Raw genomic sequence first — 24,345 nt, 5'->3', positions numbered from 1 at the left:
ACAAACCGACAAATGCAAACAGGGCAAAAGACAGCACGAATGCCATCCTTTGCCCAAAATCCCCGCATAAAGCCTGTTTATTGCATAAATACAAAAAAAGCCGTGCTGAAAACAGCACGGCTCATGAATGCAATAAACAGGCAGCGATAAGGCGCTGCATGATGTTCCGCGTGTGTTCTTAACTAAATGTCATAGACCGTAACAAGAGAATAGGAAACTACAGCCGCAATAAAAAGCATAACGGCCCATTTCTTCATCTTGGTAACGATCCTTATGAAATTTGATTAGTTAAGAACATTCACCGACATCAAAATCTCTCCTATTTACGAGGATAAGACTAATTTACCAAAAACTATCTTCAGAAGTCAATAACCGCCTGCCCAGCTGACTTATCACCATATTATTTGGTATATCTTGTTAAATGAGTGAATCGAATCATTTTCTTCTCGCGTTTTTTTCATGTATGATATTAAGGGCGTGAAAATGTAAAGGCAGTATTAAATATCATGATTCGCGTTCAGCGGAAAGGAAAGGAAGGAAAGAACGTGGCACAACTAGGACGCATCCGGCTATCCAGCACTAAGCCGTTTGTCTTTTTCTCCGTCATCATGATTTTAAAAATTTATCTGGTCTGGACCTCTATTTTCGATGGAGTCGCTCCTTGGGGGCCCTTATTGAAAGAAATTCCGTTTATATGGATCTTGTTCTGTCTCATTGAATGGTTCTCCTCCAAACGAAAAATTGGTCTTTATTTAACTGTCAATCTGATCATCACCGGTATTTTCTTTGCGGCAATTATGTACCATAAATATTATGGAGTTATCGTGACTTACCACGCCCTGGAGCAGGTCAATCAGGTAACAGCGGTTAAAAACAGCGTATTTTCGCTGCTTGCTCCCTATTATCTGCTGATCTTTTTGGATATCATTATCATCGGTTTCTGGCTATTCCGAAAAAAGAGAGCCGAGAAGCTCAGAGCCTTTTTCAATTTAAAAACTGCCAGCAAAGGCGTCATCGCAGCGATCTTCAGCATTTCCATCATCGTCTGCATCTTCAATGTATGGCCAAACCGCGCCAGCATGAACGAAATTAAACAGGCTGAGAAGATGGGCATTTTGAACTACGAAACGTATGCTATCTTTTCCAGCAAGAAAGAGCAGATTGTCGACAGCAAGCATATTACTCAGGCCAAGATCGATCAGTTGAAAGGAATTACTCCCGTGGCGCAGCCGAAATATTTTGGGGCGGAAAAGGGTAAAAATCTGATCATCATTCAGCTGGAGTCATTCCAAAACTTCCTGATCAACTTGAAGATTGACGGGCAGGAAGTTACGCCGGTGATGAACAAGCTGGTCAAGGACAACATTTATTTCAAACATTTTTACCAAATGGTCGGGCAGGGCAACACCTCGGATGCCGAGTTTGTCGTAAACACCTCGTTTTACATCCCGTACAATGAGGCTGCAACGCAAAACTACCCGGGCAAAGAGCTGCCAAGCCTGCCGAAGCTGATGAAGCAGCAGGGCTACGACACCGCGACCTTCCATACTAATGTAGTGGAATTTTGGAACCGCGGTGAGCTGTATAAAGCGATCGGCTTTGACCGCTATTATGACCAGAAGTTTTTCGGTACCGAGGACACCGTTTTCTTTGGACCGTCGGATGAAGTTCTGTACAAGAAAACAGCCGAAGAACTGGGGAAAATGCAGCAGACCGGCAAGCCGTTCTATAGTCAGGTCATTTCGATGACCGCGCACCACCCGTTTACAACGCCGCATGAGAAGGATAAAATCAAGCTGCCGGATCGCTATAAGGACAATATGGTCGGGGACTATCTCCGCGCCCAAAGCTATGCGGACTATGCTCTAGGTAAGTTTATCGATGACCTTAAGCAAAGAGGAATATGGGATAACAGCGTAGTCGTCATCTACGGTGATCATCTCGGTCTCCCGATGTATTCCTTGGATAAGCACGGGTTGGAGCTGATGAAGGAAATATACGGCCGTGATTATGGGTATCTCGATATGATTAACATCCCGCTGATCATTTCCGCACCTGGCCTTCCACGTCCTGCCGTGATGGAAAACGTCGGCGGGCAGACCGATATTTTTCCTACTGTAGCCAACTTAATGGGGGCAACGCTTGACAACCAACTGCATTTTGGTCAGGATATATTGAATCAAACCAATTACAACTTGCTGCCACAGCGTTATTACTTGCCGACCGGCTCATTTCTTAACGACAAGGCCTTGTTCATTCCGGGCGTTTGGTACGATGATGGTACGAAATACCCACTCGCTAAAGACGGTGTGAAGCAAGCGCTCACTACGGAGAGTGAATACGACAGGGCACTGGAGTTGCTCCGCTTGTCGGACAGCTATGTGCAGCAGTTGCCGAACCGAGTGAAAGATAAATAAACTAGCTAGTTATGCATAAGAGCCGCAGGGATCCATTATAAGGATCGTCCTGCGGCTCTTATTTTATTCGGATTAGTATTTGGCCTTTACTTTCCTCTTATTCACATAGCAGGACTAGCTACTCTCTCTAATGCACGCTCTTCCTGTCCATTCACATCGGCTTCTTTCATCCGCAAAAACTTGCGCCCTCTCCAGCGGAATAACGAAAGTACACCACGCACGTATTCGTCGGTAATCATGCAGGCATATATGGCGATGATGCCCCAGCCCATAGAAACTCCAAACCAGTAAGAGCAGCCCGTGGCGATCAGCCACATGAAAATTAGCGATATGACCATCGTAAACTTGGTATCACCTACGGCATTCAGCGAGTTCCCGATAGCCATGTTCACCATTTTACCAGGCTGCAGCAGCAAATTGAGCCATAGCAGCGAAGTGCAAAGCGTCAAGATCTCGCTATCCTTGGTAAACACCCCCAGCAGGTACGGGCCAAAAACAACGAGGATGAACGCGTTGACGATGACCAGTGGAAGACCGACCATCAGCACCCGGTAAACCGCGCGGTACGCCTGCTTCGTCTCTCCGGCTCCGTATAGGTGAGCGATTTGAATTTGCGCGGCCATTGCCAAGGAGAAGCCGAGCATGAAGCAGAACGATTCTAGCGTATTCATGTACGTCCTCGCCGCCAGCTCGGTGGAGCCGAGCACCGCAAGGAAGGAGAAGATCGCGAGCTGGGAAAATACCCAGCTTGCCGAGTTAACGCCAAGCGGCCAGCCGATGACCAAAATCTCTTTGAACAGCCCGCGGTCGAAGATCGCCATGTCTTTCATTACGATTCGCCGGTTGAAGGTACCGACGAAAATCAGCAGTAAAACCACGGTGGCGATCAGTCGACTAATCACTGTAGAAATGGCCACCCCGGTCAATCCCCAGGCCGGGAAGCCGAATGCACCGAATATGAAGCAGTAATTCATCATGATATGAATCACATTCATCCCTACCGCCGTATACATCGGCCCCTTCGTGTTGCCTGTATTCCGAATCGCGGTACCGAGCATCGAGATCAGCGCGGTAAGAATCATCCCCCCGCCTACGATCGAAATATATGTCTTGGCCAGCGGCAGCAGCTCCTTAGGCAGCTGCAGCATCGTTGCAATAGGGCCGGGCACCGCGATAAGCAGCACGCTGAGGAATACACCGATGGCCGCGGTTACTTTGAAGGCGATAATAGCTACCGTACGCGCTTCCTCTTCTTTCTTTGAACCTATTTTTTGCGCAATGACGATCCCCGCCCCGCTCGCCACTGTAGCGAATAACGTCGTTAAGGCGTTAAACAATTGATTGGAAAAGCCGACAACTGCCACCGCATTGTCGGAAATGCGGCTAACCATAAGCGTATCGACGGTTCCGAGCAAAATCTGCAAAAATAGCTCGATAAATATAGGCCAGGCCAGCAGCCAAAGCGAAAACTTGTTTTTTTCGCCTGAGTTTTGTTTTTTCATTATTACAACCTCCCGAAGAACGAACCACCGATCAAAGTGTCCAAATGTATCTTGTTAACATGAACACATTATAGATGCTATACTGAAATGAATGTATCAACGAATCAACTCAATCTTTCAATATTCCAACCTGATAGGAGCTGGAAACTTATGCCGCCTATTATCGAATTTACGGCTCCGCCGCTGCCACACTACATCGTAAGCGGCTCTTCCCTCGTCCCGATTGGAGGCAAGCATCCCAGTCGGTTCAATATCGGTGTTTTTGATCTACTCGTCGTGACCAAAGGCTGTCTCTACGTCGGTGAGGAAGGAAGAGATTACGAGATTACGGAAGGCCATGCCATGATTCTCCGCCCGGACAGCCACCACTACGCGTACGAAGGATGCCGGGAGGAAACGATGCATCATTGGCTGCATTTTCAAATTCTAGGGGAATGGCGAGTCATGGAGGAAGAGGTATATCGGCAAAATCTAGGAAACTACTCGAGCCGAGATAACGCAAATCCATTATGCCTGCCCGCATACAGTCCAACATCCTATACCGTTCCGCTTCCCCAGTTTACGAAGCTGGCTCAGCCGCAGAAGCTGGTCGATGTGATGAACGAATTGATCGAACTGGGCCATAGCATTCATCTGGATAGTGTCCGGCTTAAGCAGCAGGTTTTGTTTCAAGAGGTGATCATGCAGCTCTCCGCAGCGATTGGCCGGGATGGTCCCTCGCCTCAATCAGCGTGCGCGGAACGGGCCGCGTCCTACTTGCGTGAGCATTTTCGAGAGCCGTTTTCGGCAAAAGCGCTTGGTGAGAGCATAAACTTCCACCCTGTGTATATCGCGCGGTGCATGCAGAAGGTATATGGTTGTTCTCCTGCCGTGTATTTGCTCCGACTCCGCATCCAGCAGGCAAAGCTGCTGCTGCTGCAAACGGATTTGAACGTGGAGCTAATTGCCGAGAAAGTCGGTTTTAATCAAGCAGCTTATTTTACGGCCTGCTTCACCAAAATGGAGGGCTTGTCTCCGCGTAAATATCGTCAGCGATTTATATGGACTAAAGAATAGTGTGCTCCAGATGCCGGAAGCCGGAGTGGCCGGAAACTTTAGAAGCCCATTATACGTAATAGTTGATATGACACATTTGGGTGAGAACAACGACAACTTGTTAACGAAAGGTGGGAGAACATGAGCCGGAAACTAATCCGAATCGTGACTGTATTCTGCACCATTTTATTCGTCGGCGTCAGCGGTCTGTTTGTAGGCACTCCCCGTGCGGAAGCAGGGTATTGGAACGACCTGGTGAATGGGGTCAAAGAATTGGGAGAGCTTCCCTCAGATGTGAAAGAGCTGAAGGTAAACTACCAAGTAACCCTGGACAAGCTGGATGAAGCGCAAGGGACGCTTGAAGCATATAGGAAGCAGAACGAGGAATTGATTGAGCGTAATAAGGAGCTGGCGGCTACGGTATCCGCTTTAAACGAAGCACAGCAGGTCCGTGAAGCAAACGCCCGGAAAACACGAATTATGCTGTTGACTGGCGGTGCGCTTCTGGCCGGATATTTTATTATATTGCGGGTGGTGCGCTTGGTACTGCGCCGATGACGGACAAGGGCGATTCGCCAATCCGCTCATGGTGATGGGGGAACTACCAGCAGCGATTCTGCAGGAAGGGGATCTGAAGTTTTGAACATTATTCGTGATGAAAATGCGCCCGTTACTTTTTGCGGCCAAGCGGTAACCTTCGAGCTGGGCGAATCGGAAAAGGTACATGTGCTGCACCCTGGGCAAGTGATTGCTTATCGGGGAGCTGTCCAGAACCGCAGCGACAAGCTGATGAATATGAAAGGGATTTATCGAAAACGAAAGTTCATTCGAGCTGATTTCACAGGTCCTTGTCAGTTCGTGACTTCATTCCCTCCCTCGGTCGCCCTGCAAATGATTCAGCTTCATGAAGATAGCGATCTGCTTTACGATTTCCGCCATCTGTTCTTATATACGGAAGGCGTTCGTATGGAAACACGTGTTTTGAGCGTGAAAAATATGATGATTACCCGGGACGCGGTCAAAATGAAATTTTCCGGCAGCGGGCAAATCGGCATTCTGACTCAAGGGCAGGTCATAGAGCTTCCACTGCATCCCGAAGAGGCGCTTTACGTCGAAGCCGGAAGTATTGTCGCCTATCCTGAAAACGCCAAGCTGGAGTTGTCCGTATACGGCAATCATTTGGCCAGTCAGCACATGCGCTATCAGTGGAAAATAACCGGACACGGTTCGGTGCTGGTGCAGACCGGCTCTGGACATCACGAGCTGGAGAACAGCCTGCATGATGACGATGGAATCATCAAGCGTTTTCTACGCGAGGCCCTCCCTTTCGGCGGCGTCATTATCAAGTAACTAACCTGCCGCAGTGGGTCAAGTTCCCCCGTCGATGGCATAAAAGAACCCGCCTGGCAGATCTGCCGGGCGGGTTTGCCTTTGTAGATGTAAAAAGTGCAGTTATTTCGGAGCTGAAAAGCTATTTCCCCGTAATAGATGTAAAACCTGCATTTAAAATGCCAGGCTTTACCCTCAACTCTCCAAACAGGGCTATTTAAATGTACAATATGCAGTTATTGCCGAAATGCGGAGCCAATCCAAGCGAATTAGCTGTATGAAATACAACTAGCATAAAATTCCTAGGCCTGCCTAAGCTGGAGCAACACCTCGATGGCCAGTATAACAGAACAGATGACTGAAATCATCTAGTACTTTCCGAATTCCCGATCGCTCAGCGCGATGCGGCTTATACATAAATGGGTCCAGTCACCGACTCATTTCTTCGCCGGATCAATATCCTGCGCCCGCAGGCCTTCCCAAATGTTCGGAATGTCCACCTGCTCCGGATGCTCAAACACGAGAAATGCGGTTGGCAAGTAACGTTCACCGTACTCGGATGACGGTTTGTTGACGATTTCCCCGCCCTCTTTCACAAGCACCGTGGATGAACCGCCATCGAGGTTGGCGGCGATCACTGCGCCGTGGTCCAGCATAATCTTTTGCACGTCATAAAGACTTGCTCCAATACTGTACCCTGGCTGACGTCCATCAATCACAACAAAAAGAATTGCTCCATCTTTTCTCTGGCCCATTGCCGTTCGCGGAGCGATGCCCCAGCCTTCTTTTTGGCTGCGAATCTGCCCCTTGCCGTTTACAATGATCCGAGGCTGGAAGGTGACTGCCTCCTGAATGCCCAGGTCTTGCAGCTCATTTAGCGTATATCTGCCGGCGATCATTTTGCCTTGCTTGTCCAGACCGACAATTTGCGTAGATGCCTTTCTGCCGACTCCGTTATAATACAGCTTCCCCTGGGAGATCACGACACCGATCGGCTTAAAGCCGTTGCCCTTCCAATTCGGATCGGCAAATCCTCCGCCATTCACCCCTGCGATCGCTCCGGTTCGGGCAACCATGCTGGACACCTTCTCCCCTTTTCCACTTCTCGCGGGAACCCCCAGGCGAATTTTGGTAGGATCATTCACCGTAAGCACATATCCTTCGTAGCCCTTTCCGGACACCTTCTCGATCTCGATCAACGGCTTATTCTTCTCAACTGTGGTTCGGGTGATGGTATGGGTGTCCTTCTCATCCCCCATATGCTCAAACTCCGCCTGATAGGCGGCCACTCGCTTATCCAGTTCCGCTTGCCCGATTATATATTTTGCCCAGTGGCGATGCTGGGTTGTAATCAGCGTATCGGCGATTAAATAACGCATATCATTTCCTGACGGCGTGAGGAACAACCAGCCGATGGCCAGTATCCCAAGAAACATCATAATGAGACAAAATCGAAAGAAATAATGAAAAAAACCGCGTTTCCGACGTTTATGAGCTGTTTTCCGATTCTTTATGTTTTTGTTGCCCCGCTTCGCGGAGGACCGACTGGGCAATGATGCTGTTGGCATGATGATTTCTCCTTACTCTCTATTTGAATTGCTATTCTTGTAAACGTTCGAATCTTGCAGAAAGTTTCATAGGACAAACGGACGCATCAAAAAAGACTCCGTGCATATCCCTCACGAAGTCTTATCATAACGCATTTCACAGTACTTTGTTAAATATCCGGGCTACTCGCACCTAGCCTAGTCCAGACAAGGGGTGACTATTGCCTTTACTCTACAAACATCACCGCGAAGTGCATAAAGCTGCTGAAAGCCCCTTCTCCTTAGCATACGTGCTGCCTTCTTGATAGTGTACTTACTGTCTGATAAGATGAGCACTGGCTCTTCTGGAGATAGCTCCTTCCTCCAAACAAACGGAAGACGCCCTAGAGAAATGTTAATTGACCCATTCATATGGCATTCCTGGTAAAAGGAAGCGTCGCGAATATCGAGTTTGATCACCTGTTTAGGCAATTCTGTATCATCGCATAGTGTGTTTGGATCAATAAAGTTCAGTCCTTTAACAGGCCAGAATCGCCAGAGCAGCCATACGCCGAGCGCTCCTAACAAAATGTACCCGATCAGCATCGCTTTATTCTATATCCCCGGGCCAAGCCAACATTCCGCCGACCATATTGATGACATTATAGCCACCTTCACTGAGCAGCTCACATGCCATAGCGCTGCGCCCCCCGCTGCGGCATACGACGACATGCTCCTGCTCCGGGTCGAGTTCAACATGTCGGTTGTAGAGCTGACCAAGCGGAATATGTTTCGCTCCCGGGATGTGGCCTTCCGCCCATTCCTCGGGCTCACGCACATCAAGAATATTCATCCGCTCCCCTGACTTAAGACGCTCGGACAACTCTTGCGGCGTTATTTCTTTATCTAACTGGAAAGACATAATTCTTCCCTCTCCTCTCACAAAAATATGTCTGCTATAACGCAGCTTAGCAAAACAGCATCTGCCACATTAGCGGCATTTTACGAGCAGTTCCACCGCTTCTTGAACCAATTTGCCGGTATCCCCGCCTTGTTCCTGCTCTTCTAAAATACACTGCTGCAAATTTTCCGCAACCATCTGTGCCATTGCTTTATCAGCGGCGTTTCGAACGGCAGATAGCTGACAGACCACTTCCTTACACGGCTTTCCTTCCTCCATTAACCGGAGTACACCGCGAACCTGTCCTTCAATTCTCTTCAATCGGCGCTTCATGTCTTCCGAATACGTGTATTCCAAGACAATGCCCTCTCTTCGCTGTAAAGTGGAAAACATTTTGTATAGGTCATACATATACCCCTACGGGTATAATTCTATGGATTAAACCTTTCTATGTCAAGATGTCAATGAAAGCTGACGTGCGAATAGAATATTTTGAGCGACAGGAGTATGATAAATCCTAATTATATGATTCGTGTCCCTACAACAATAGGAGGAATAGGAAAGATGGATTTGTACGACGAGCAAAAAGAATACTGGAATCGTGTTGCTGAAAGCAAACAGTTTACAACTCCGTTTGAGCGGAATGAATTTGCCCGATACGTCAGGAATGCAGACCGAATTCTCGATGTGGGCTGCGGCTACGGCCGTACCCTTCAAGAGCTGTACTTATCCGGCTATACGAACTTGCTCGGGATCGACTTTTCTGCGAGTATGATTGCCCGTGGCAAACAATTGTATCCCCACCTTGACCTAAAAACGTTGGATAACCAAACCATTGACCTGCCGGATAGCTCGGTGCAAGCCGTCATTATGTTTGCCGTGCTCACCTGCATCGTTAGCAACGAAGAGCAATTGTCTTTATTCCGCGAAATCAGACGTGTGTTAAAACCAAGCGGTATCTTATACATTAACGATTTTCTTCTTAATCATGATGAACGGAACTTGGCCCGGTATGAGGAGTATGCGGAAAAGTACGGTACGTATGGCGTCTTTGAGTTGCCGGAGGGTGCGGTCCTTCGTCATCACGACTTGGCATGGGTTAAAACATTAACGGAAGGTTTTGAACCGCTTCAATTGGAACAGGTCACCTATACTACGATGAACGGAAATCACTCCAACGGTTATTATTATTTTGGCAAAAACATCAAGCAGGAAAATCCGTAATCGCTGAATTGTGAAAAAAAGCCCTCTAACCTGTCAGAAAAGACAAGTAGAGGGCTTTTTAATATTATTTACTTTGCAATGTCAAGGAAGCTGTACAGCATTTTAGCAATTTCCGCACGGGTTACATATCCCTTTGGATCAAACTTGCCGCCGCTTTTACCCTGGATAAGCCCCAGGGACTGCGCTTTCGTTACGGCGTCTTTGGCCCAAGGAGACACCTGATTGTTATCGGCAAAAGATTGCAGGCTTGATGTCGATCCCGTCGGCTTTTTGGCCATAAGCTCAGACAGCTTGATCAGAATGGATGCAGCCTCTTCCCTGGTAATCGTATCTGCCGGACGGAACTTGCCATTTTGCCCTTGCACCAATCCAAGCTCAGCAGCCTTGGCTATAAAGGAAGCGTAGTAGGCATCCTGCGATACATCGCTGAAGTTGCTAGACGATGATTCAGCAGTGCTGCTGCTATTACCTGCAGCGAGTTTCAGAGCCCGAACTGCCAATACTGCAAAGTCGGCTCGTGTCACCTTTGAATTCGGTGCAAAACGCTGCTCATCCACGCCGGTGATGATATGTTTGGCGGTCAGCTTTTGAATGTAGTCCCGCGCCCAACTCCCAGTCAGATCATCAAAGGACTTATGATACTCAATAATCGCGTATTCACCCATTTGGTCTGCCGTGAAGCGTACTACATTTCCGCTGAAGATTCCTCCAATGTACTCTGCTTTGCCTCCGCTTAAGCGATAAATCCCGGCATACTCCGGATCAAAAGCTTGGCGCTGTGCATCGCTCAGTGTCCGTTCAATTGTAATTGGCCCTGGTAACTGCTCCACTTCCGTTTCCTGCTGACCTTTTACTTTGGCCATAGTTACGCTATAGACCAGATCTCTTGATTTAAAACCTTTCGCAGCGTTCGCCTGCTGATCCATGGATGCCTTTATCGCGGAATTCAATGTCGTATCCACGCGAAGCACAAGCTGATCCGCATCGGTTAAGACCTTCGGCAAGGAAGTACCTGGAAGCTCTACAACTACGGAAGGAGCGACCACCTTAATCGTCTGCTTCCCGCTCTTCACCAACTCAAGGCCCTTTGTATCCATCGTCAGGTTCAGATTATTTCCTTGATCCTGCGATCCGCTCAGCTTCAAAATAATCGTATCCGCGCTCTTACCTTGTAAAGCTTTTTCAACAGCCGAGTTGTCCAGCTTGTAGCTTCCATCCTTGCCTGGACTTAGCTCAATCGTGCTTTCCGTTACCTTTGTACCCGGCGTAGGATTCGGATTTTCGGATTTCGAGCCAGAACCGGACGAATTATTGTTACCGGTTGATCCATTGTTATTTCCGCTATTGCCGTTGCCATTCCCTTGATCGTTGCCGCCTTGATTTCCACCTGGAACTGCTCCTGTTGAGAAACCCCAAATATCGGACAGGACGCCGCCGCTGTTCTGATCCTCGGCTTTGACGTACCACTGGTAATAACCTTCCTTCAGGTTGTTCCAGGCTACGGAGACATTCGATCCGCTTTTTACTTTATTTTTGACTCCAATAAGCTGGTCGCTGTAAACCTTCACTCCAAAATAATCCGTCGCCACCCGCTTGGTAGCCGGCTTAAGATCGAGCGGAAGCGAGAACTCATCCTTTTTCGGTTCCGCTTTAGGGTCATAAAAATTGTAATCATCCAGATAAGGAGAATAGGTTTTGATATGGAGCATGTTATTTTCCATATCAAACTGCATGAGACGAATATAACCTAACCCGCCTTGCTCAGCTCCTTGGTAATCGGCCAGCATTTGATAAACCTTGCGGTCTGCCGTACCATCACCGTTGTCGTCCAACTCATCGACTTTTAGCTCGGCATCATGGTAATGACCGCTCAATGCGGCAATGACGTTCTTGTTCGGCTTCACGACTTTTTCGAAAACTTTATCTGCAATCGGAGCCCGATTGCCGGATACAAGCAAGTATTCATGCAGTGCGATGATCGCCTTCCGCTCCGGATACTGCTTGATTACCTGGTCCATCCATTCGATTTCTTTGTCCGCAAGTCCCCAGCCCATGTACACGATAATAAAGTCGTTGCCTCCGGCCGAGACCAAATCATAATGCCCGCGGTTGTTGTCATACGAGCCCGCAAAGGTAGGCATTTTCTTAAAGCGATCCTCACCAAAATACTTCCAATATTCCGTATAGTCATTGTTTTGATGGTTGACATCATGATTTCCTGCCAGAACGCCATACGGAATATTCGCATCCTCCAGCACCTTCATATCCCGGTCAGCCTCTTGCCACTGGTACTCCTGATACGATTTATCGACGATGTCCCCCGTATGAATCACATATTTGATGTTCATTTTCTGTGCCTGATCGGCGATCCATTTTACATTTTTCTGATAAATATACGGATAGCTCTCCGAGTAATACTGCGTATCGGACATCCAAACAAAAGAGAAGTCATAACGATCATTCGTCACGGGGGATCCAGACCCAGAGGCAGCTGGGGCAATCTCATCCTGTACCATAATCTGAATTTTGTTGCCGATAGCATACTCTCCGGCCAGAACCGTAGCTTTCAATTCGAAGTCTTCATTCCCGGCGATCACATGGTCGAGCGACTTCCACGCTTTATCGGCTTGACTCCAAGCATATAAACTGACCTTGCGTCCTGCAATAGAATGCCCTCTCCACTCGATGTCCACAGGGTCCGTCTTTTTTACCGAAGGGTCAAGCTCAATTTCATATCTTTGATATGGGAATTTGTCTACAGCATCATTCACTAAGTATTTGCCATCGACGGCACGAATCTGGGCATACTCATCCTTCGTCAACGCCGTTTCCCCGCTCGGAATCATTTCTTTAGGCGGCTCCGTATCCGCCGAATTTTTATATCCTGTAAAGCCCTGCGCCCGGTTTCCGTCATATTTAAAGCCCCGGTAGAAAGATACGTTCATATCATCGCCAGATGGATCCTGGACCTTAACGGTTAGCTGCGGGTTTGCACCTACATTTGCTTGGCCGTTGGTTGGCGCTACAAGCACGGGAGCCAGCGGATTTTCAGAGGGTACACGGAACGTAACCTTCTTGTCCGCTTTATTGCCTATTTTGTCGCTGGCGCTGATTTGCAGTGTATGCTCCCCGGGATTCAGCTTGCCTGATGATGTCTCGTAGGGCAGTTTGATCGCGTTACCGTCCAGCTTGACCTCGACTTTGTCGAGTCCCGCATACTTGTCTGCCACTTTTGCATCGATCGTAAAGCTTCCGCGGTATTCGCGTCCATCCGCTACGGTTGGTTCAATCGACGGCGCGGTATTGTCTACGATAACTTTGGAGGCGACTTGCTCAGTCCCATGCTTTAGGGTAACTCCATGCTCGCCGTCGGTTATTTGACTTGTATCCCAAGCGAAAGAAAGTGACTTAAACAACTCGGGTTTAAGATTAAAGCGGAAGCCCACCGATTCGTATCGGCCTGAGCTGTCGCCCATTTTGATCTCTTGATCCCTGGTCGGATAATCAGAGTTCCAAATTTCAGTGCCGTCGGCCAGCAGCAAACGGACATTTTTCACCTCAAAATCGTCCTTATTCTCCTCCTTGCGCGGATCAAACGGAGATGACTTGGAGGCGGCACGAATGAAAATCACGTTATCTGATCCGCTCTTCAAACGATCTGCGGAAATCGGATAGGACATCGTCTGCCAATCAACAATCGGATCCATGAATGTATACAGGATCGATTTTTCGCCTAATTCTTCCGGGCCCATCGTGACGGCATTTTTAAAGTAGTAATCGACACCCTTCACATCAAATACAAAATAGGCGTCGTGTTCCAGAGCTGCAGATATGCCCGTTGCGAGTGATTTGCTATCTACCGAAAGCTCCAGGTCATTCGGTCCAGCTCCTTTAGCCGTGCCTTTAATAACCGTTGTGCCGTGAACGAACTCTTTGTCCTTTACATTAAGACGCAGCGAAGAGTTGTCCGGTCCGCCGGTGATCGTGATTTGCTTCGGTTCCGTCTTTGCCTCATGTGTTCCGTCTGAGACAACGAAATAATAGTAAATAGATTCCCGCCCAATTAAATAGGCGGGGGATAAATTGAAATGGTACAGACTATTCAAACCATCGTTATAATCCTCGAACAGGTTGTATTTGATATATACAGGCTTGTTATCGGAGTCTGGTAAAACTCTACCGAGATAAAGCTCCATCGAGGTAATTCCCACATTGTCAGAAGCTTTAGCCTTCAAGTTCACGCTGGCGGACTGATCGGTTTCTTTCACGGTCGTTAAATCTTCGACAACAGGCAGTACATTATCCGGCACAACGTGAACAGGTGTGCTAGGCACCTGAAAGGAATCCACTGTCCCCGGAGTTGGTGCTTTCAGACCGGAGCTGATCTTGATCATTTCAGTAGTGCCGTTCATGGGGTATTTATAAAGAAGAGCTTTGTCATCCAGTGTCTCGTCTTTGGCTATTGCACCGGCATATTTGATGGTTGAGTCATAATAAGCGGCGGATATTTCTTTTTCCGTGTTGGTCTTGATGGCTAAGCCGCGAGCGCCGCTATTTGCCATGCCATCGCTTTTGACAATGAATAAGTTTTTGTTCAATTCAAGATTGGTCTTATAGAAATCATTGAAATCCTTGGCTGTGTAGCTGCTGTTGACGCTGTTTTGGACCCAGAACACGACGGTCTGCTGGGAAGGAATGCTGAAGTTCGGCTCCGTGGCAGCCCATGTTACATCCGATGCCGGACCTTTATCTGGATAACGATAATACAACTTATAGTTTTTAAAATTAATCGGTTGATCAGTGTTGTTGTACACTTCTACAAATTCATAGGCATCCGTTTTTGTACCGGGAACCTCCAAGGTATTAGGTACCGCCTCCGTGATGAGCAGCTGCGGTACCTTGGCAGCATCAAAAACCGGTAGATTCACATTTACTGAATAAGACTCCGATTTGCCGCCCGCCACGATTTTGTATTCCAGCTTGGGCTCCACAAGCGCAGAAACAGGAATTTTCGCAGTGTAATCCGTTTCGTTTTTCACCATAGGCACTACTTTGTAGCGGTCTTGAGAAGCTGTTTTGTACTGCAGCTCTACCGGCTTCTCTTCGCCCGTAAATTTGACGGTGGCCTTGATATCCAGGTCCTGCACATCTGTGCTAGTGACTGGTGTATGCTGGATAACCACATCGCCTTCACTAGGGATCGCAACAGGTATGAGCTGATTAGGCTCGACTATGCCCGGCGTAGCCGGTAAGGTACCGGATGTGCTTAGCTTGTCCATCTCCGCTTTGCCCTGAGCCGGTAAACGGAAAACGATGCCCATGTTCTCTTTGACATCGGTAGCTTCATACTTAGCAGAGGAGATGACAACGTCACCAGATACGCTTTTAATTTGGAGCGTACGTGCAGAATTTGCCATTCCGCCTCCTCCACTGATCCGGAATAAGTTGGAATTTTCTACTAATTGATTTCCGGTCAATCCGTAGTTGGCAGTAAAATCGCTCGCTTGAAGTGTATTATTGTTACCGTTCATTATCCAGAACACGATAGGCTTGTGAGCCGGGATCACGATATTTGGATCGCTCGAAGTCCACTTATCTTTGTCGTAATAATAAAAATAGAAATCGCTAAAGTGGATTGGAGCATCCGTATTGTTGTACACTTCTACATACTCGTAAGCGTCTGCGCTGTTTTTATTCTTCGTGTCCGGAACAAGCTCCGTAATCAATAAAGATTGAACCGCAGGGGGTCCCGCAGGAGCTTGAGGCAATATATTAACCTTGTATGTATCGGTTTTTGCAGAAGTAGAAGCTTCCTCATCGGTAGCAGCTATGTAATACTCAAGCTCGGCTCCGCTCAGCTTGTCTGCCGCAATCATCCCCTGTGCGTTTGTACCTGTTAGCACAAGTGGAACACGTTCTTCACTGCTGCCATTTACTTTGTAATATACGGCAGCCGTCACCGTACTGCCGCCTCCCGTAATGTCGGCTTTCACGGTATAGTCGCTTTGCGCCGGGATGCTTGCTGGTGCGTTATGGCTAATTTGCAGGCTTGCCGCTTGCCCCATCTCCGCCGCATATCCTGCTGGAATGACCAGTCCAAGTACCAGGCATCCCATCATCACCACGGATACCCACTGTTTTAACTTCGCTGAAATCCTCAAAATCCAAACACTCCCCTATTCATGTAAGAAATCTACCATTAAGCGATTATTATAGATTCCAATTGTTCTTGGCATGTTAGGAGAGTGTATCAGAAGTGCAAAATGAAACAGGCCCGGTAGCAAACAGTAACGGTCTTCCCCCTCCGAAATCGAAAAACCATGATATGCACTGCTTCATTATGGACCAATTTCTAACCGAAGGGGGACGTGCTCAACAGATCGCAGTGTTTCTGGATGCAAATGGCAATGTGTTAGGATAACGATATACAAGATCCATTATGTTATAATTGGATAAAATAATAAATAAAGTAAGTAACAGTTTGGACATAATCACTCAAATAATTTTTATATACTTTTCGTTTTGCTATATCCCATAGTTAACCGATGTTTATGAATGGAGAAGGTAAAATGACAAATCTAATTTTTTCAAAGGCACTTAGTATGCATGTAACGACATACGAGATTTTAAATGACCGAGGGCGTAACTTAGTTCTCCTTTTAAATGAATTGTTTGATTTCATTTTGGACTACATAAATTCCGATAAGCTGGAGATCCATTTTGAATTAATGAACGGCAAGCAAAGAACACTCAAATTCAACAAAAAGAATCTAAATATGGCATATGATCATTTATTACAAGGTAACATGCAAAGGCTAATCATTTTCTACCCTGCTGAATATGAAGGAAACTCCAGTACTTGCGATTCCGAGTTTATTTACTTACATTACCCTTCTTTATTTAAAGTAGCTATTGGTTGTAATCTGGCAGCTACTTATCCTAAGCATTTCATTAATAACTTTTTTAATGATTTTAACATATCTTTAAATGAAAGACTGTTTAATAACTATATTCACACACCTATACAAACGAAATTTATTGAATTATTCAAAAAAGCTATTGTATCACTTAAGGCAGTTACAGGCTATATTACCTATGAGTCCGAATCAGTTGATACTCCAATGACATCTACATTCGAAGACCATTGGGGTTTAAATATTTTTCAACTGCCAGGTTACACTCATAGGTTAAGAGGCTATCATTGGGCTAATTACCTAAGCCAACAGCATGTTGAAATTTTAGGAGGGCTAGATTTCATTCAACGAAATGCCCCTTGTCCTTTAGTAGAAACTATAACTAACCATGAGCATTTAGGTGTCTATCTTCAGCTAACAAAAGATGTGAACGATTACTCAGACGAGAACTTGATTAAATTAAGGAAGTTTTTATGGCCCTTGCTAAATGTTGATGAAAATAAGTTTGAAGTACTCCATGGAAAACCACGTATAATTAATTATGAATCTGGTCGAACCATACGATTAGTTGAGCCGCACACTCAACTGGCTTAAGCCATATTAAAAAAGCTATCCGATGGATAGCCCTGCATGCGTATACCACTTAGCCCTTTTCGCTGCTTGCCTTTCGGCAGTACTTCAACCGCAATCTCCGCCCATTTAATCGAGCCATAAGGCGATGTCATTCCCCCTACGAAAATAAGCGCCTAAAAGGCGCTTATTTCTATCTCTTAATATTTGTTTTTTTACTATCGTATGCTCTGATATCTATTTCCGAACAACGGTGTACCCTTTATCCTGCAACAGCTTGATAATGCCATGCTCGCCCAGATAGTGTGCTGCGCCGACCACGATGAAGTACTCTTCTTTCTTTCCGTTCTTCAGGTAGCCATCGATTTTTTCGGCCATTTTGGCGTTTCTGTCAATCAAGAGAGCTTTGTTGTATTCCGGATCAGTAGCCAGGCTGTTAGTCAGCTCCAGCAACTGCTCGTCATTGCCGGTTTTCCACATTTCACCCATTTTCTTGATGTCGTCCTGCAGCACACCAACACTGTCCATTGTTTTGTTGAGATTCTTCTCCTGCAATTCCTTGGACAAGCCATTGAACATGCTCAGTTGAGATTCATAGGATTCCAGCTCCACGACCGGAATTTTGCGCTCGATCGCTTTCTTGATAAAATACAGATCGACCCCTGCATCCGCTTGGTATCCGGCCTTCATCGAATTCAGAGCACTAATCGTAGATTCAACGACCCATGGTTTATAGGCATCCAAGGCATTGGCTTTCATTCCGTTATCCTGCAAAATTTTGCTCACCTTGTCATACGTTTCCTTAGACACATGATCCTTTAGCGTCGTTCCATCCTGATATGTGCCCATGTTCATGATCAGTTTTGTATGCGCGTCGTCGGCCGATTTGCTCAGATCAATCTCAACGCCCAGATAGTCGGCCTCCTTAAACGCTGTTTCAAACTCCGGACGCAGCGGGTAAAAGCCATCTTCCCCAATATGAATCGAGCCTACCAGGTAGATCGTATTCCCGTTGTTCTCCACTTCCCACATGAAGCCGCGACCACCGGCTTTCGCAGTTTCTGCCCCCTTGGAAATGAGCAGAATCGTGCGCGTTTTGGCATCCCAGCGAACCTCATATCCTGCTGCATCACCAACTACCCGAACGGGCGCATAGGTCACGCCGTTGATTCGTTTGAGCTTGCTTACTAGCGTAATCTTTTTGCCATCCACTACCGCGTGGATCTTGCCATCTTCCGCATCCGTAAGCTTCGCATTCATAGCCTCGAGCGTTGTTTTCAGCGGAACAAATGTTGTACCCTGATCAAAGACCGGTGCGCCCCCAGCATAATGAACGATTTGGTCTCCCACTTTTACTGCCGACTGCTGCGGAGCAGCCATGGCAGGAGCTGCCGTGGCCATCATCCCTGCCGAAATTGTGATCGATAATAGCATTCGTTTCCAATTTTTCATGTTCAATTCTCCTTTGTCGTGAGCTTAGGCTCGTGTTTTTTTTAGATTTTATAAGCCTTCATTGCTTTCCGAAGCTCTTTCATGGTTGGGCGTTTACCATACAGCAGCACGCCTGTGCGGTAAATTTTCGCAGATAACCAGCCGAACAAAACGATGGATGCGCCAAGCACGAGAAGCGACAGAATGATCTCCCATGCCGGCGGATTTCCCATTCCGACCCGAACGATCATTGAAACAGGAGAAACAAATGGGATAAAGGAGCTAACCTTCATGAGTATTGAATCCGGGGCTTGCATGCTGAAGATACCAATGTAGAACGCAACCAGTGAAAACATCGTAACCGGCACAGTCGCTTGGCCCAACTCTTCCGTCCGGCTTACCAGCGAACCGATTGCAGCGAACAGCGTCGCATACAAGAAGTAGCCAAGAACATAGAACACTAATCCAAAGATAAGTACTTCAATGCTAAGCTGCGACAAGTCTAGCTGAAAGTCCGCTAATACAGCCTTGTTGTACGGCAGTGAAATGTTGATGAAGACAACGCCAGCAAACACAAAGATTTGCAGCAAGCCGATAAAAAACATTCCAAGGATTTTGCCGAACATCTGTGCTAACGGTGAAACACTGGTAATCAGAATTTCCATGACCCGTGAGCTCTTTTCTGCCGTAACCTCAGCAGCGATCATATTACCCGTCATCGTAATGGTCATGAAGAAAAGAATGACAAGAATGTACACGACAACATAGTTAATAACGCTAGGCTTTTGCGACTCTTTTCCGGAATCACCGGACTTATTCCCGTCCGCCTTCGGCACGGCTTTCACCGAATCGATCTGCACCGGAGCATTCAGAGCCGCAATTTGAGCATCACTCAGCGATCCCTTTGTAATAAATTCAGCCTTTACACTTTGCAGCGCAGCCTGCACCGAGGTCTGCAGTCCCATCCCCATGCTCGCGGATTTGGAGGTATAAGTAACCGTCGGGAAAGCCTCATCCTTAGAAGAGGCAAATTGCAAATACCCATCGATTTTGCCGGCTTCCAAATCTTTTTTGAACGTTTCTTCGTCCGCTTGCTTATAATCTACCAATGAAAAATTCACGGATTCCTTCTGCTTTTCGGTATAAGCCTTCAAGGATTCAGCGAGCTCAGGTTGGCCTGTGTATACCAAGCCAATTTTAGTAGGAGCGTCATCCCCGCCGGAAAATGCTTTTATGAAATACGGAACATGAAGGCCAATTGTCACAAGCAGAGCCAACACCAACGTCGTTACGATAAATGATTTTGTTCTAACCTTATTTAGAAATGTAAAGCCGATGACCGTCCCCAATTTATTCATTCGACTCACCTACTTCCTTAATGAAGATCTCATTCAAGGTTGGTTCCTTGATTTCAAAATGCTCAACCTCCGTAACCTCCATCGCCTTGCGCAAAATGGTTTGCGCCGCTGCGACATTGGATATCCGGATCGAATATCCTCTCTCCTGACGTTCAACCTTCTTTACGTCTTCGATCTGCTCAAGCCCGGCTACTTCGCTAGCCGTATACAGCAGCACTTCTTCACGTGGATAACGCTTTTTAATCTCCTTGAGGTTGCCCTGCAGTACTGTGTTGGAGCGGTGCAAAATGGTGATATTCCGGCACAGTTCCTCTACATGCTCCATGCGGTGCGTAGAGAACAGGATGCTTGTGCCCTGATCGCGCAGCTCTTTGACTGTCTCTTTCAGGAGCTCGACATTGACCGGATCAAGTCCGCTGAAAGCTTCGTCCATAATGACGATTTTCGGCTTGTGAACGACCGCGGCGATAAAGCCCATTTTTTGCTGGTTCCCTTTGGATAGTTCCTCGATCTTCTTATCGTAGTACTCCGGTACTTCGAAGCGTTCGAGCCAATACTTCAGGCTTTTATCGGCTTCTGAAGCTGACATGCCCCGCAGGCGAGCCAGATAAATAATTTGGTCACTGACTTTGACCTTCGGATACAGCCCTCTTTCCTCCGGCAAATAACCCATCAAATGCTGCAGCTCTTTTCCGTAAGGCTTGCCGTTATACGTAATGCGGCCTCCATCCGGATAGATCAGCCCCAGCACCATGCGCATGGTCGTCGTTTTCCCGGCACCGTTTGCGCCGAGCAGTCCATAAATTTCGCCTTCCTCTACCTGCAGCGAGATTTCGCTGACGGCTGTTTTCTCACCAAATTGCTTCACTACCTTTTCCAAAACCAAAGGATACGCCATACTCCCACTCCTCTTTTTCAAAGTAAAATATATATGTAAAATTGCAGGATACGCTATTGCTAATTAGGACTGCGGCTAGATTTACATTTCTACTGAACGGCAGCAGCCGGACGATGTCCCTCAATCCACAGCTCCATAATTTCTTCAAGCTCCAGACTGCGACTTTTGATAATCTGCAGACCTTGCTCTGCATACAGCTCATCAAGTAGAGAATCTTCTTGTACAACAAGCTTGCTGATGGATGGGCCATCTTCTTGTCGGATCACTTTGCCTGGGAATTTGCTTAAACGAGCAGATTCATCATTTCGCACCCAAATCTCTTTCCAGCTCCCCAGAAGCAAATCTTTTTCCACCATGTCGAGCACTTGCCCCTGATACACAAAAGCGATGTAATCGGCCAGCCGCTTAATCTCTTCCACAATATGCGTAGCTAGTATGATCGTGACCTCCTCTTCCTCCATACAATTCCGGAGCTCATCGATCATATGCTTCCAGGCGAACGGATCAAGTCCCGAAGAAGGCTCATCAAGTAAAAGCAGTTTCGGTTTAGCAGCTAGTGCTGCGGCGATTTCGAACTTTCTCCGCTCCCCCTTGGACATACGGCTTAACCGTTCCCGGCGAGGGACATCAAAGCGAGTCATCAAGCTCTCAAAATATTCCTCATCCCAGGAAGGGTACCAATAGGAACGAAAACGAGCCGCCACCTCTGCCGTCATATAGTTTTCTTCTATTGCTGAGATTTCGGGAACATATCCGATTTTTTGCCGCAGGTCTATAGGAAGCACCCCGGTATGAGCCTCACCATACCAGCGAATCTCCCCTTCATCCGGACAAATCGTCTGGAGAATCATCTGTATCATCGTGCTTTTGCCAGAACCGTTAGGTCCCACAAACGCAACGATATATCCTTTAGGAATCTGGAGATTCAGAGGTCCTATCGTTTTCCTGCGGCCTTTTTTTACCGTACCGATCAATTCTACGACTGTATCCTGACTCATCAATCCGCATCCTCCTTGCTTTGAGGCGGACTGTATTTCCGCTTCAAAATATCCATAAATAGTATCTTCAGCTCCTCATCCTTAAATTGCAGTGATTTTCCTGTCTCTACGGCCGTTTCGAGCGCCCCATTTACTACGGTTCGGCGGTATTCGTCGCGTTCTCTCGTACTGACATTGGCCACAAAAGTTCCCGTCCCTTGTTTGGTTCGCAGCAAACCCTCGTTTTCTAAATCTTGATAAACACGCCGGACGGTGATCACACTGCAATTCAAGCTCCCTGCAAACTCGCGTATCGAAGGCAGCAATGTCCCTTCCTCTATTTGCCCACTCACAATCAGTGATTTCAGCTGCGTTTCAATCTGATGGTATAGCGGTGCTGCACTACTTTCATCGATCTGAATGGGAATCCACACCTTTCCTACTCACCTCCGCTTTCAAGGCCAAACCATAATCCGGTTCGTCTATGCCAAATCTCTCTTCACCAGCTTGCGCTGTGTCAGGTTACAGCACACTATTAACACCAGTATTCCCAGGGCCAACACTCCCCACATCAATGGCGAAAGGAGCGAGTATTGCTTGGACATTTCTATCGAGAACAGCGTTACATTTCCACCAAACCAATCGATGACAAAAGCTAGTAGTCCTACGGCGATCATCGAGACCAAGGTCATCCACAAATAAGCACGGCCTTTCATGAGAAGCTCGAAACAAATATATAGTCCGTTCATCATTAGACCATATCCGGTCCAGGTTAATGCCATAGCGAGAAATTGTCCAAGCCCCAACTCGCTTCTTAAATGCGATGAAATAAGGTAAATCGTCGTATAAAAAAATATTCCGTTGAACAGTAGCGCCGCGATCAGCTGCAAAATTCGGCTTTTCATGATAACTGGCAGCGGAATCGGCAGCGTGCGGTAATACCTTAGCATCTGGGTATATGAGTCTTCTTTAAGGTAGCTGAATGATCGACGCGAGAAAAAGAAGCCAGTCACCGGAATGAGCATCAGCATTAGAAAATCGCTCACCGGACTTATATAAATTTTTGCTTCATCGGATGGCCTGAACATCACACTGATCATCAAACCTGTATAGAGCATAAAGATGACATTCCAGATGAGGTACAACCGATCTCCCCGCAGGTCTTTCTTTAAAATGATCCAAGCACTTTTCCAACTATCCAATGCTCTCAACCTTTCTTATCCCAGGATCACCGCCATAATAAAGCTGGCTTCACTGTGCTTACTGTTTATATCTTTATACACAGTATATACTCTGTAATATTACCCGTCAATCCGTAATTTTCCAAATGGGGGCAAATGTTAGAACGAAGCGCTACAGTGCGGTCTGGAACAAAAAAAGCACGAGCTCGCTCAGGCGTATTGCCTGTCGACTCGCGCTTTTTAGATCAATGCAATATGGGATTAATCAAGCATGGCTCAACGCTTAGGCCCCCAAAATAACTTCCCACACCGGTTTGGTATGTCCGCCGGGGTACATCAAGTAGAGCAAGACATAAACCGCTACCCCTGTAATTGCTGTGCAAAACCAGATAACGGAAGTCGTTCTTCCCCACTTTCGGTGCTTTGCATACTTCTCCTTAAAGCCAAGCACCAGCGTGGTTAAGCCAAATACTGCAGCCACCGTTGCCAGCACAATGTGAAAAATAAGGAAGGTTTGATAATACATCTGCAAATTATCAGGTCCCCCCCATGACGTATTACCGATAAACACCGTCCGGGACACATATATGATAAAGAATAGCAATGCAGCAACAGCGGCCGCAATCATCGTCTTCTTATGCGCATCCCGTTTTCCTTTAATAATGAGTCCCCAGCCGATCGCAACCAAAACCGCACTGATAACGATAAACGATGTACTGATCGTCGGGAACAATGTGTACAAGTCCAATTTTCATCCTCCTAAAAGTTTTATGGGCGTTGCTTCTTGATAAGTCATCGAATAAAACTTGCTTCGTGAGCACCTGCTTTGTTTTGTGGCCGTACCTCTGTCCGCTGACCCTCCACCAAACGGGATAAGGGTAATTTATGGCCCTATTTAGACATTTAAGCCTCTGATCTGAAAAATAAGGGTATTTTGTGTACCTATTTTACTCATCGGGCCTATAAAAACACCATTTGGGAGCTTTATAACCGAATTAAGGCCAAAAAGTTCCCCTATTTAAGCCCAAACTACTAAGATTACTTAAATAAGGCCATTTTTTCCCCCTATTTGTTCAAACCAG

At 46.9% G+C, this 24,345-nt stretch carries 21 protein-coding genes; 7 read left to right on the top strand and 14 right to left on the bottom strand.

The window, feature by feature from the left end; all coding sequences use genetic code 11:
* Positions 1-545: 545 nt before the first annotated feature.
* Entirely contained in the window at positions 546-2,417 is a 1,872-nt protein-coding gene (locus ACFQ3W_RS14110; protein ID WP_379319872.1) for an LTA synthase family protein, read from the top strand.
* Between the two features lie 101 nt (positions 2,418-2,518).
* Here ACFQ3W_RS14110 and ACFQ3W_RS14105 read toward each other — a convergent pair whose 3' ends face one another.
* Positions 2,519-3,919: an MATE family efflux transporter gene (locus tag ACFQ3W_RS14105; protein WP_379319871.1), complete on the bottom strand. Its 1,401-nt coding sequence runs from the start codon at positions 3,917-3,919 to the stop codon at positions 2,519-2,521.
* 150 nt (positions 3,920-4,069) lie between these two features.
* Between ACFQ3W_RS14105 and ACFQ3W_RS14100 the strand changes: the two genes are divergently transcribed.
* The 3 genes from ACFQ3W_RS14100 to ACFQ3W_RS14090 all read left to right on the top strand — a co-directional run bounded on the left by ACFQ3W_RS14100 (position 4,070) and on the right by ACFQ3W_RS14090 (position 6,304).
* A complete protein-coding gene (locus ACFQ3W_RS14100; RefSeq protein ID WP_379319870.1) occupies positions 4,070-4,975 on the top strand; it encodes an AraC family transcriptional regulator in 906 nt (301 codons plus the stop codon).
* 120 nt (positions 4,976-5,095) lie between these two features.
* Positions 5,096-5,512 carry a hypothetical protein gene (locus ACFQ3W_RS14095; protein ID WP_379319869.1) on the top strand — a complete coding sequence of 139 codons (417 nt, stop codon included), beginning with the start codon at positions 5,096-5,098 and terminating at the stop codon, positions 5,510-5,512.
* A gap of 87 nt (positions 5,513-5,599) precedes the next feature.
* Positions 5,600-6,304 (top strand): AIM24 family protein, encoded by a 705-nt coding sequence (locus ACFQ3W_RS14090; RefSeq protein ID WP_379319945.1) that lies wholly within the window; start codon positions 5,600-5,602, stop codon positions 6,302-6,304.
* A 416-nt stretch (positions 6,305-6,720) separates the two neighbouring features.
* On the opposite strand, the gene ACFQ3W_RS14085 is transcribed toward ACFQ3W_RS14090, so the two are convergent.
* The 4 genes from ACFQ3W_RS14085 to ACFQ3W_RS14070 all read right to left on the bottom strand — a co-directional run bounded on the left by ACFQ3W_RS14085 (position 6,721) and on the right by ACFQ3W_RS14070 (position 9,043).
* Complete coding sequence (locus tag ACFQ3W_RS14085) at positions 6,721-7,851, bottom strand: phosphodiester glycosidase family protein (RefSeq protein WP_379319868.1); 1,131 nt, start codon at positions 7,849-7,851, stop codon at positions 6,721-6,723.
* 177 nt (positions 7,852-8,028) lie between these two features.
* Positions 8,029-8,415 carry a rhodanese-like domain-containing protein gene (locus tag ACFQ3W_RS14080; RefSeq protein WP_379319867.1) on the bottom strand — a complete coding sequence of 129 codons (387 nt, stop codon included), beginning with the start codon at positions 8,413-8,415 and terminating at the stop codon, positions 8,029-8,031.
* Between the two features lie 4 nt (positions 8,416-8,419).
* Positions 8,420-8,731: a rhodanese-like domain-containing protein gene (locus ACFQ3W_RS14075; protein WP_379319866.1), complete on the bottom strand. Its 312-nt coding sequence runs from the start codon at positions 8,729-8,731 to the stop codon at positions 8,420-8,422.
* Between the two features lie 69 nt (positions 8,732-8,800).
* A complete protein-coding gene (locus ACFQ3W_RS14070) occupies positions 8,801-9,043 on the bottom strand; it encodes a metal-sensitive transcriptional regulator (protein WP_379319944.1) in 243 nt (80 codons plus the stop codon).
* Between the two features lie 231 nt (positions 9,044-9,274).
* Here ACFQ3W_RS14070 and ACFQ3W_RS14065 point away from each other — a divergent pair, with 231 nt between their 5' ends.
* Entirely contained in the window at positions 9,275-9,934 is a 660-nt protein-coding gene (locus ACFQ3W_RS14065) for a class I SAM-dependent methyltransferase (RefSeq protein ID WP_379319865.1), read from the top strand.
* Positions 9,935-10,002: 68 nt separating this feature from the next.
* Here the strand turns inward: ACFQ3W_RS14065 and ACFQ3W_RS14060 are convergent, their stop codons facing one another.
* On the bottom strand, positions 10,003-16,095 hold the full coding sequence (locus ACFQ3W_RS14060; protein WP_379319864.1) for an S-layer homology domain-containing protein: 6,093 nt from the start codon (positions 16,093-16,095) through the stop codon (positions 10,003-10,005).
* 95 nt (positions 16,096-16,190) lie between these two features.
* Here ACFQ3W_RS14060 and ACFQ3W_RS14055 point away from each other — a divergent pair, with 95 nt between their 5' ends.
* Both ACFQ3W_RS14055 and ACFQ3W_RS14050 read left to right on the top strand, forming a co-directional pair.
* The gene (locus tag ACFQ3W_RS14055) at positions 16,191-16,355 is read left to right on the top strand and encodes a hypothetical protein (protein WP_379319863.1); all 165 of its coding nucleotides are present in this window, start codon (positions 16,191-16,193) and stop codon (positions 16,353-16,355) included.
* 148 nt (positions 16,356-16,503) lie between these two features.
* Positions 16,504-17,442 carry a hypothetical protein gene (locus ACFQ3W_RS14050; protein WP_379319862.1) on the top strand — a complete coding sequence of 313 codons (939 nt, stop codon included), beginning with the start codon at positions 16,504-16,506 and terminating at the stop codon, positions 17,440-17,442.
* Here ACFQ3W_RS14050 and ACFQ3W_RS14045 read toward each other — a convergent pair.
* From ACFQ3W_RS14045 to ACFQ3W_RS14010, 8 genes are all read right to left on the bottom strand, one after another.
* Positions 17,439-17,573, bottom strand: a complete 135-nt coding sequence (locus ACFQ3W_RS14045) for a hypothetical protein (RefSeq protein WP_379319861.1) — start codon at positions 17,571-17,573, stop codon at positions 17,439-17,441. The two genes, ACFQ3W_RS14050 and ACFQ3W_RS14045, sit on opposite strands and share 4 nt — an antisense overlap.
* 82 nt (positions 17,574-17,655) lie before the next feature.
* Positions 17,656-18,870: a TraB/GumN family protein gene (locus tag ACFQ3W_RS14040; protein ID WP_379319860.1), complete on the bottom strand. Its 1,215-nt coding sequence runs from the start codon at positions 18,868-18,870 to the stop codon at positions 17,656-17,658.
* A 41-nt stretch (positions 18,871-18,911) separates the two neighbouring features.
* A complete protein-coding gene (locus ACFQ3W_RS14035; protein ID WP_379319859.1) occupies positions 18,912-20,207 on the bottom strand; it encodes an ABC transporter permease in 1,296 nt (431 codons plus the stop codon).
* On the bottom strand, positions 20,200-21,105 hold the full coding sequence (locus tag ACFQ3W_RS14030) for an ABC transporter ATP-binding protein (RefSeq protein WP_379319858.1): 906 nt from the start codon (positions 21,103-21,105) through the stop codon (positions 20,200-20,202). Before ACFQ3W_RS14030 ends, ACFQ3W_RS14035 begins: the two co-directional genes overlap by 8 nt.
* Positions 21,106-21,194: 89 nt before the next feature.
* Positions 21,195-22,103: an ATP-binding cassette domain-containing protein gene (locus tag ACFQ3W_RS14025; protein WP_379319857.1), complete on the bottom strand. Its 909-nt coding sequence runs from the start codon at positions 22,101-22,103 to the stop codon at positions 21,195-21,197.
* Positions 22,103-22,516, bottom strand: a complete 414-nt coding sequence (locus tag ACFQ3W_RS14020) for a GntR family transcriptional regulator (protein ID WP_379319856.1) — start codon at positions 22,514-22,516, stop codon at positions 22,103-22,105. The genes ACFQ3W_RS14025 and ACFQ3W_RS14020 overlap by 1 nt, the downstream gene beginning before the upstream one ends.
* Positions 22,517-22,564: 48 nt before the next feature.
* Positions 22,565-23,284 (bottom strand): hypothetical protein, encoded by a 720-nt coding sequence (locus ACFQ3W_RS14015; RefSeq protein ID WP_379319855.1) that lies wholly within the window; start codon positions 23,282-23,284, stop codon positions 22,565-22,567.
* A gap of 262 nt (positions 23,285-23,546) precedes the next feature.
* A complete protein-coding gene (locus tag ACFQ3W_RS14010) occupies positions 23,547-24,011 on the bottom strand; it encodes a DUF420 domain-containing protein (RefSeq protein ID WP_379319854.1) in 465 nt (154 codons plus the stop codon).
* Positions 24,012-24,345 lie beyond the last annotated feature (334 nt).

The organism is Paenibacillus puldeungensis, from assembly GCF_042678945.1.
Lineage (GTDB): Bacteria > Bacillota > Bacilli > Paenibacillales > Paenibacillaceae > Fontibacillus > Fontibacillus puldeungensis.
Note: the sequence above shows the minus strand (reverse complement) of the source record. Positions and strands in the feature narration are given on the sequence as shown.

Coding starts and splice junctions, on each gene's coding strand:
- ACFQ3W_RS14070 (WP_379319944.1), bottom strand. CDS start 9,043: ATGAAGCGCCGATTGAAGAGAATTGAAGGACAGGTTCGCGGTGTACTC.
- ACFQ3W_RS14095 (WP_379319869.1), top strand. CDS start 5,096: ATGAGCCGGAAACTAATCCGAATCGTGACTGTATTCTGCACCATTTTA.
- ACFQ3W_RS14105 (WP_379319871.1), bottom strand. CDS start 3,919: ATGAAAAAACAAAACTCAGGCGAAAAAAACAAGTTTTCGCTTTGGCTG.
- ACFQ3W_RS14050 (WP_379319862.1), top strand. CDS start 16,504: ATGACAAATCTAATTTTTTCAAAGGCACTTAGTATGCATGTAACGACA.
- ACFQ3W_RS14075 (WP_379319866.1), bottom strand. CDS start 8,731: ATGTCTTTCCAGTTAGATAAAGAAATAACGCCGCAAGAGTTGTCCGAG.
- ACFQ3W_RS14035 (WP_379319859.1), bottom strand. CDS start 20,207: ATGAATAAATTGGGGACGGTCATCGGCTTTACATTTCTAAATAAGGTT.
- ACFQ3W_RS14045 (WP_379319861.1), bottom strand. CDS start 17,573: ATGACATCGCCTTATGGCTCGATTAAATGGGCGGAGATTGCGGTTGAA.
- ACFQ3W_RS14085 (WP_379319868.1), bottom strand. CDS start 7,851: ATGCCAACAGCATCATTGCCCAGTCGGTCCTCCGCGAAGCGGGGCAAC.
- ACFQ3W_RS14065 (WP_379319865.1), top strand. CDS start 9,275: ATGGATTTGTACGACGAGCAAAAAGAATACTGGAATCGTGTTGCTGAA.
- ACFQ3W_RS14025 (WP_379319857.1), bottom strand. CDS start 22,103: ATGAGTCAGGATACAGTCGTAGAATTGATCGGTACGGTAAAAAAAGGC.
- ACFQ3W_RS14100 (WP_379319870.1), top strand. CDS start 4,070: ATGCCGCCTATTATCGAATTTACGGCTCCGCCGCTGCCACACTACATC.
- ACFQ3W_RS14080 (WP_379319867.1), bottom strand. CDS start 8,415: ATGCTGATCGGGTACATTTTGTTAGGAGCGCTCGGCGTATGGCTGCTC.
- ACFQ3W_RS14040 (WP_379319860.1), bottom strand. CDS start 18,870: ATGAAAAATTGGAAACGAATGCTATTATCGATCACAATTTCGGCAGGG.
- ACFQ3W_RS14030 (WP_379319858.1), bottom strand. CDS start 21,105: ATGGCGTATCCTTTGGTTTTGGAAAAGGTAGTGAAGCAATTTGGTGAG.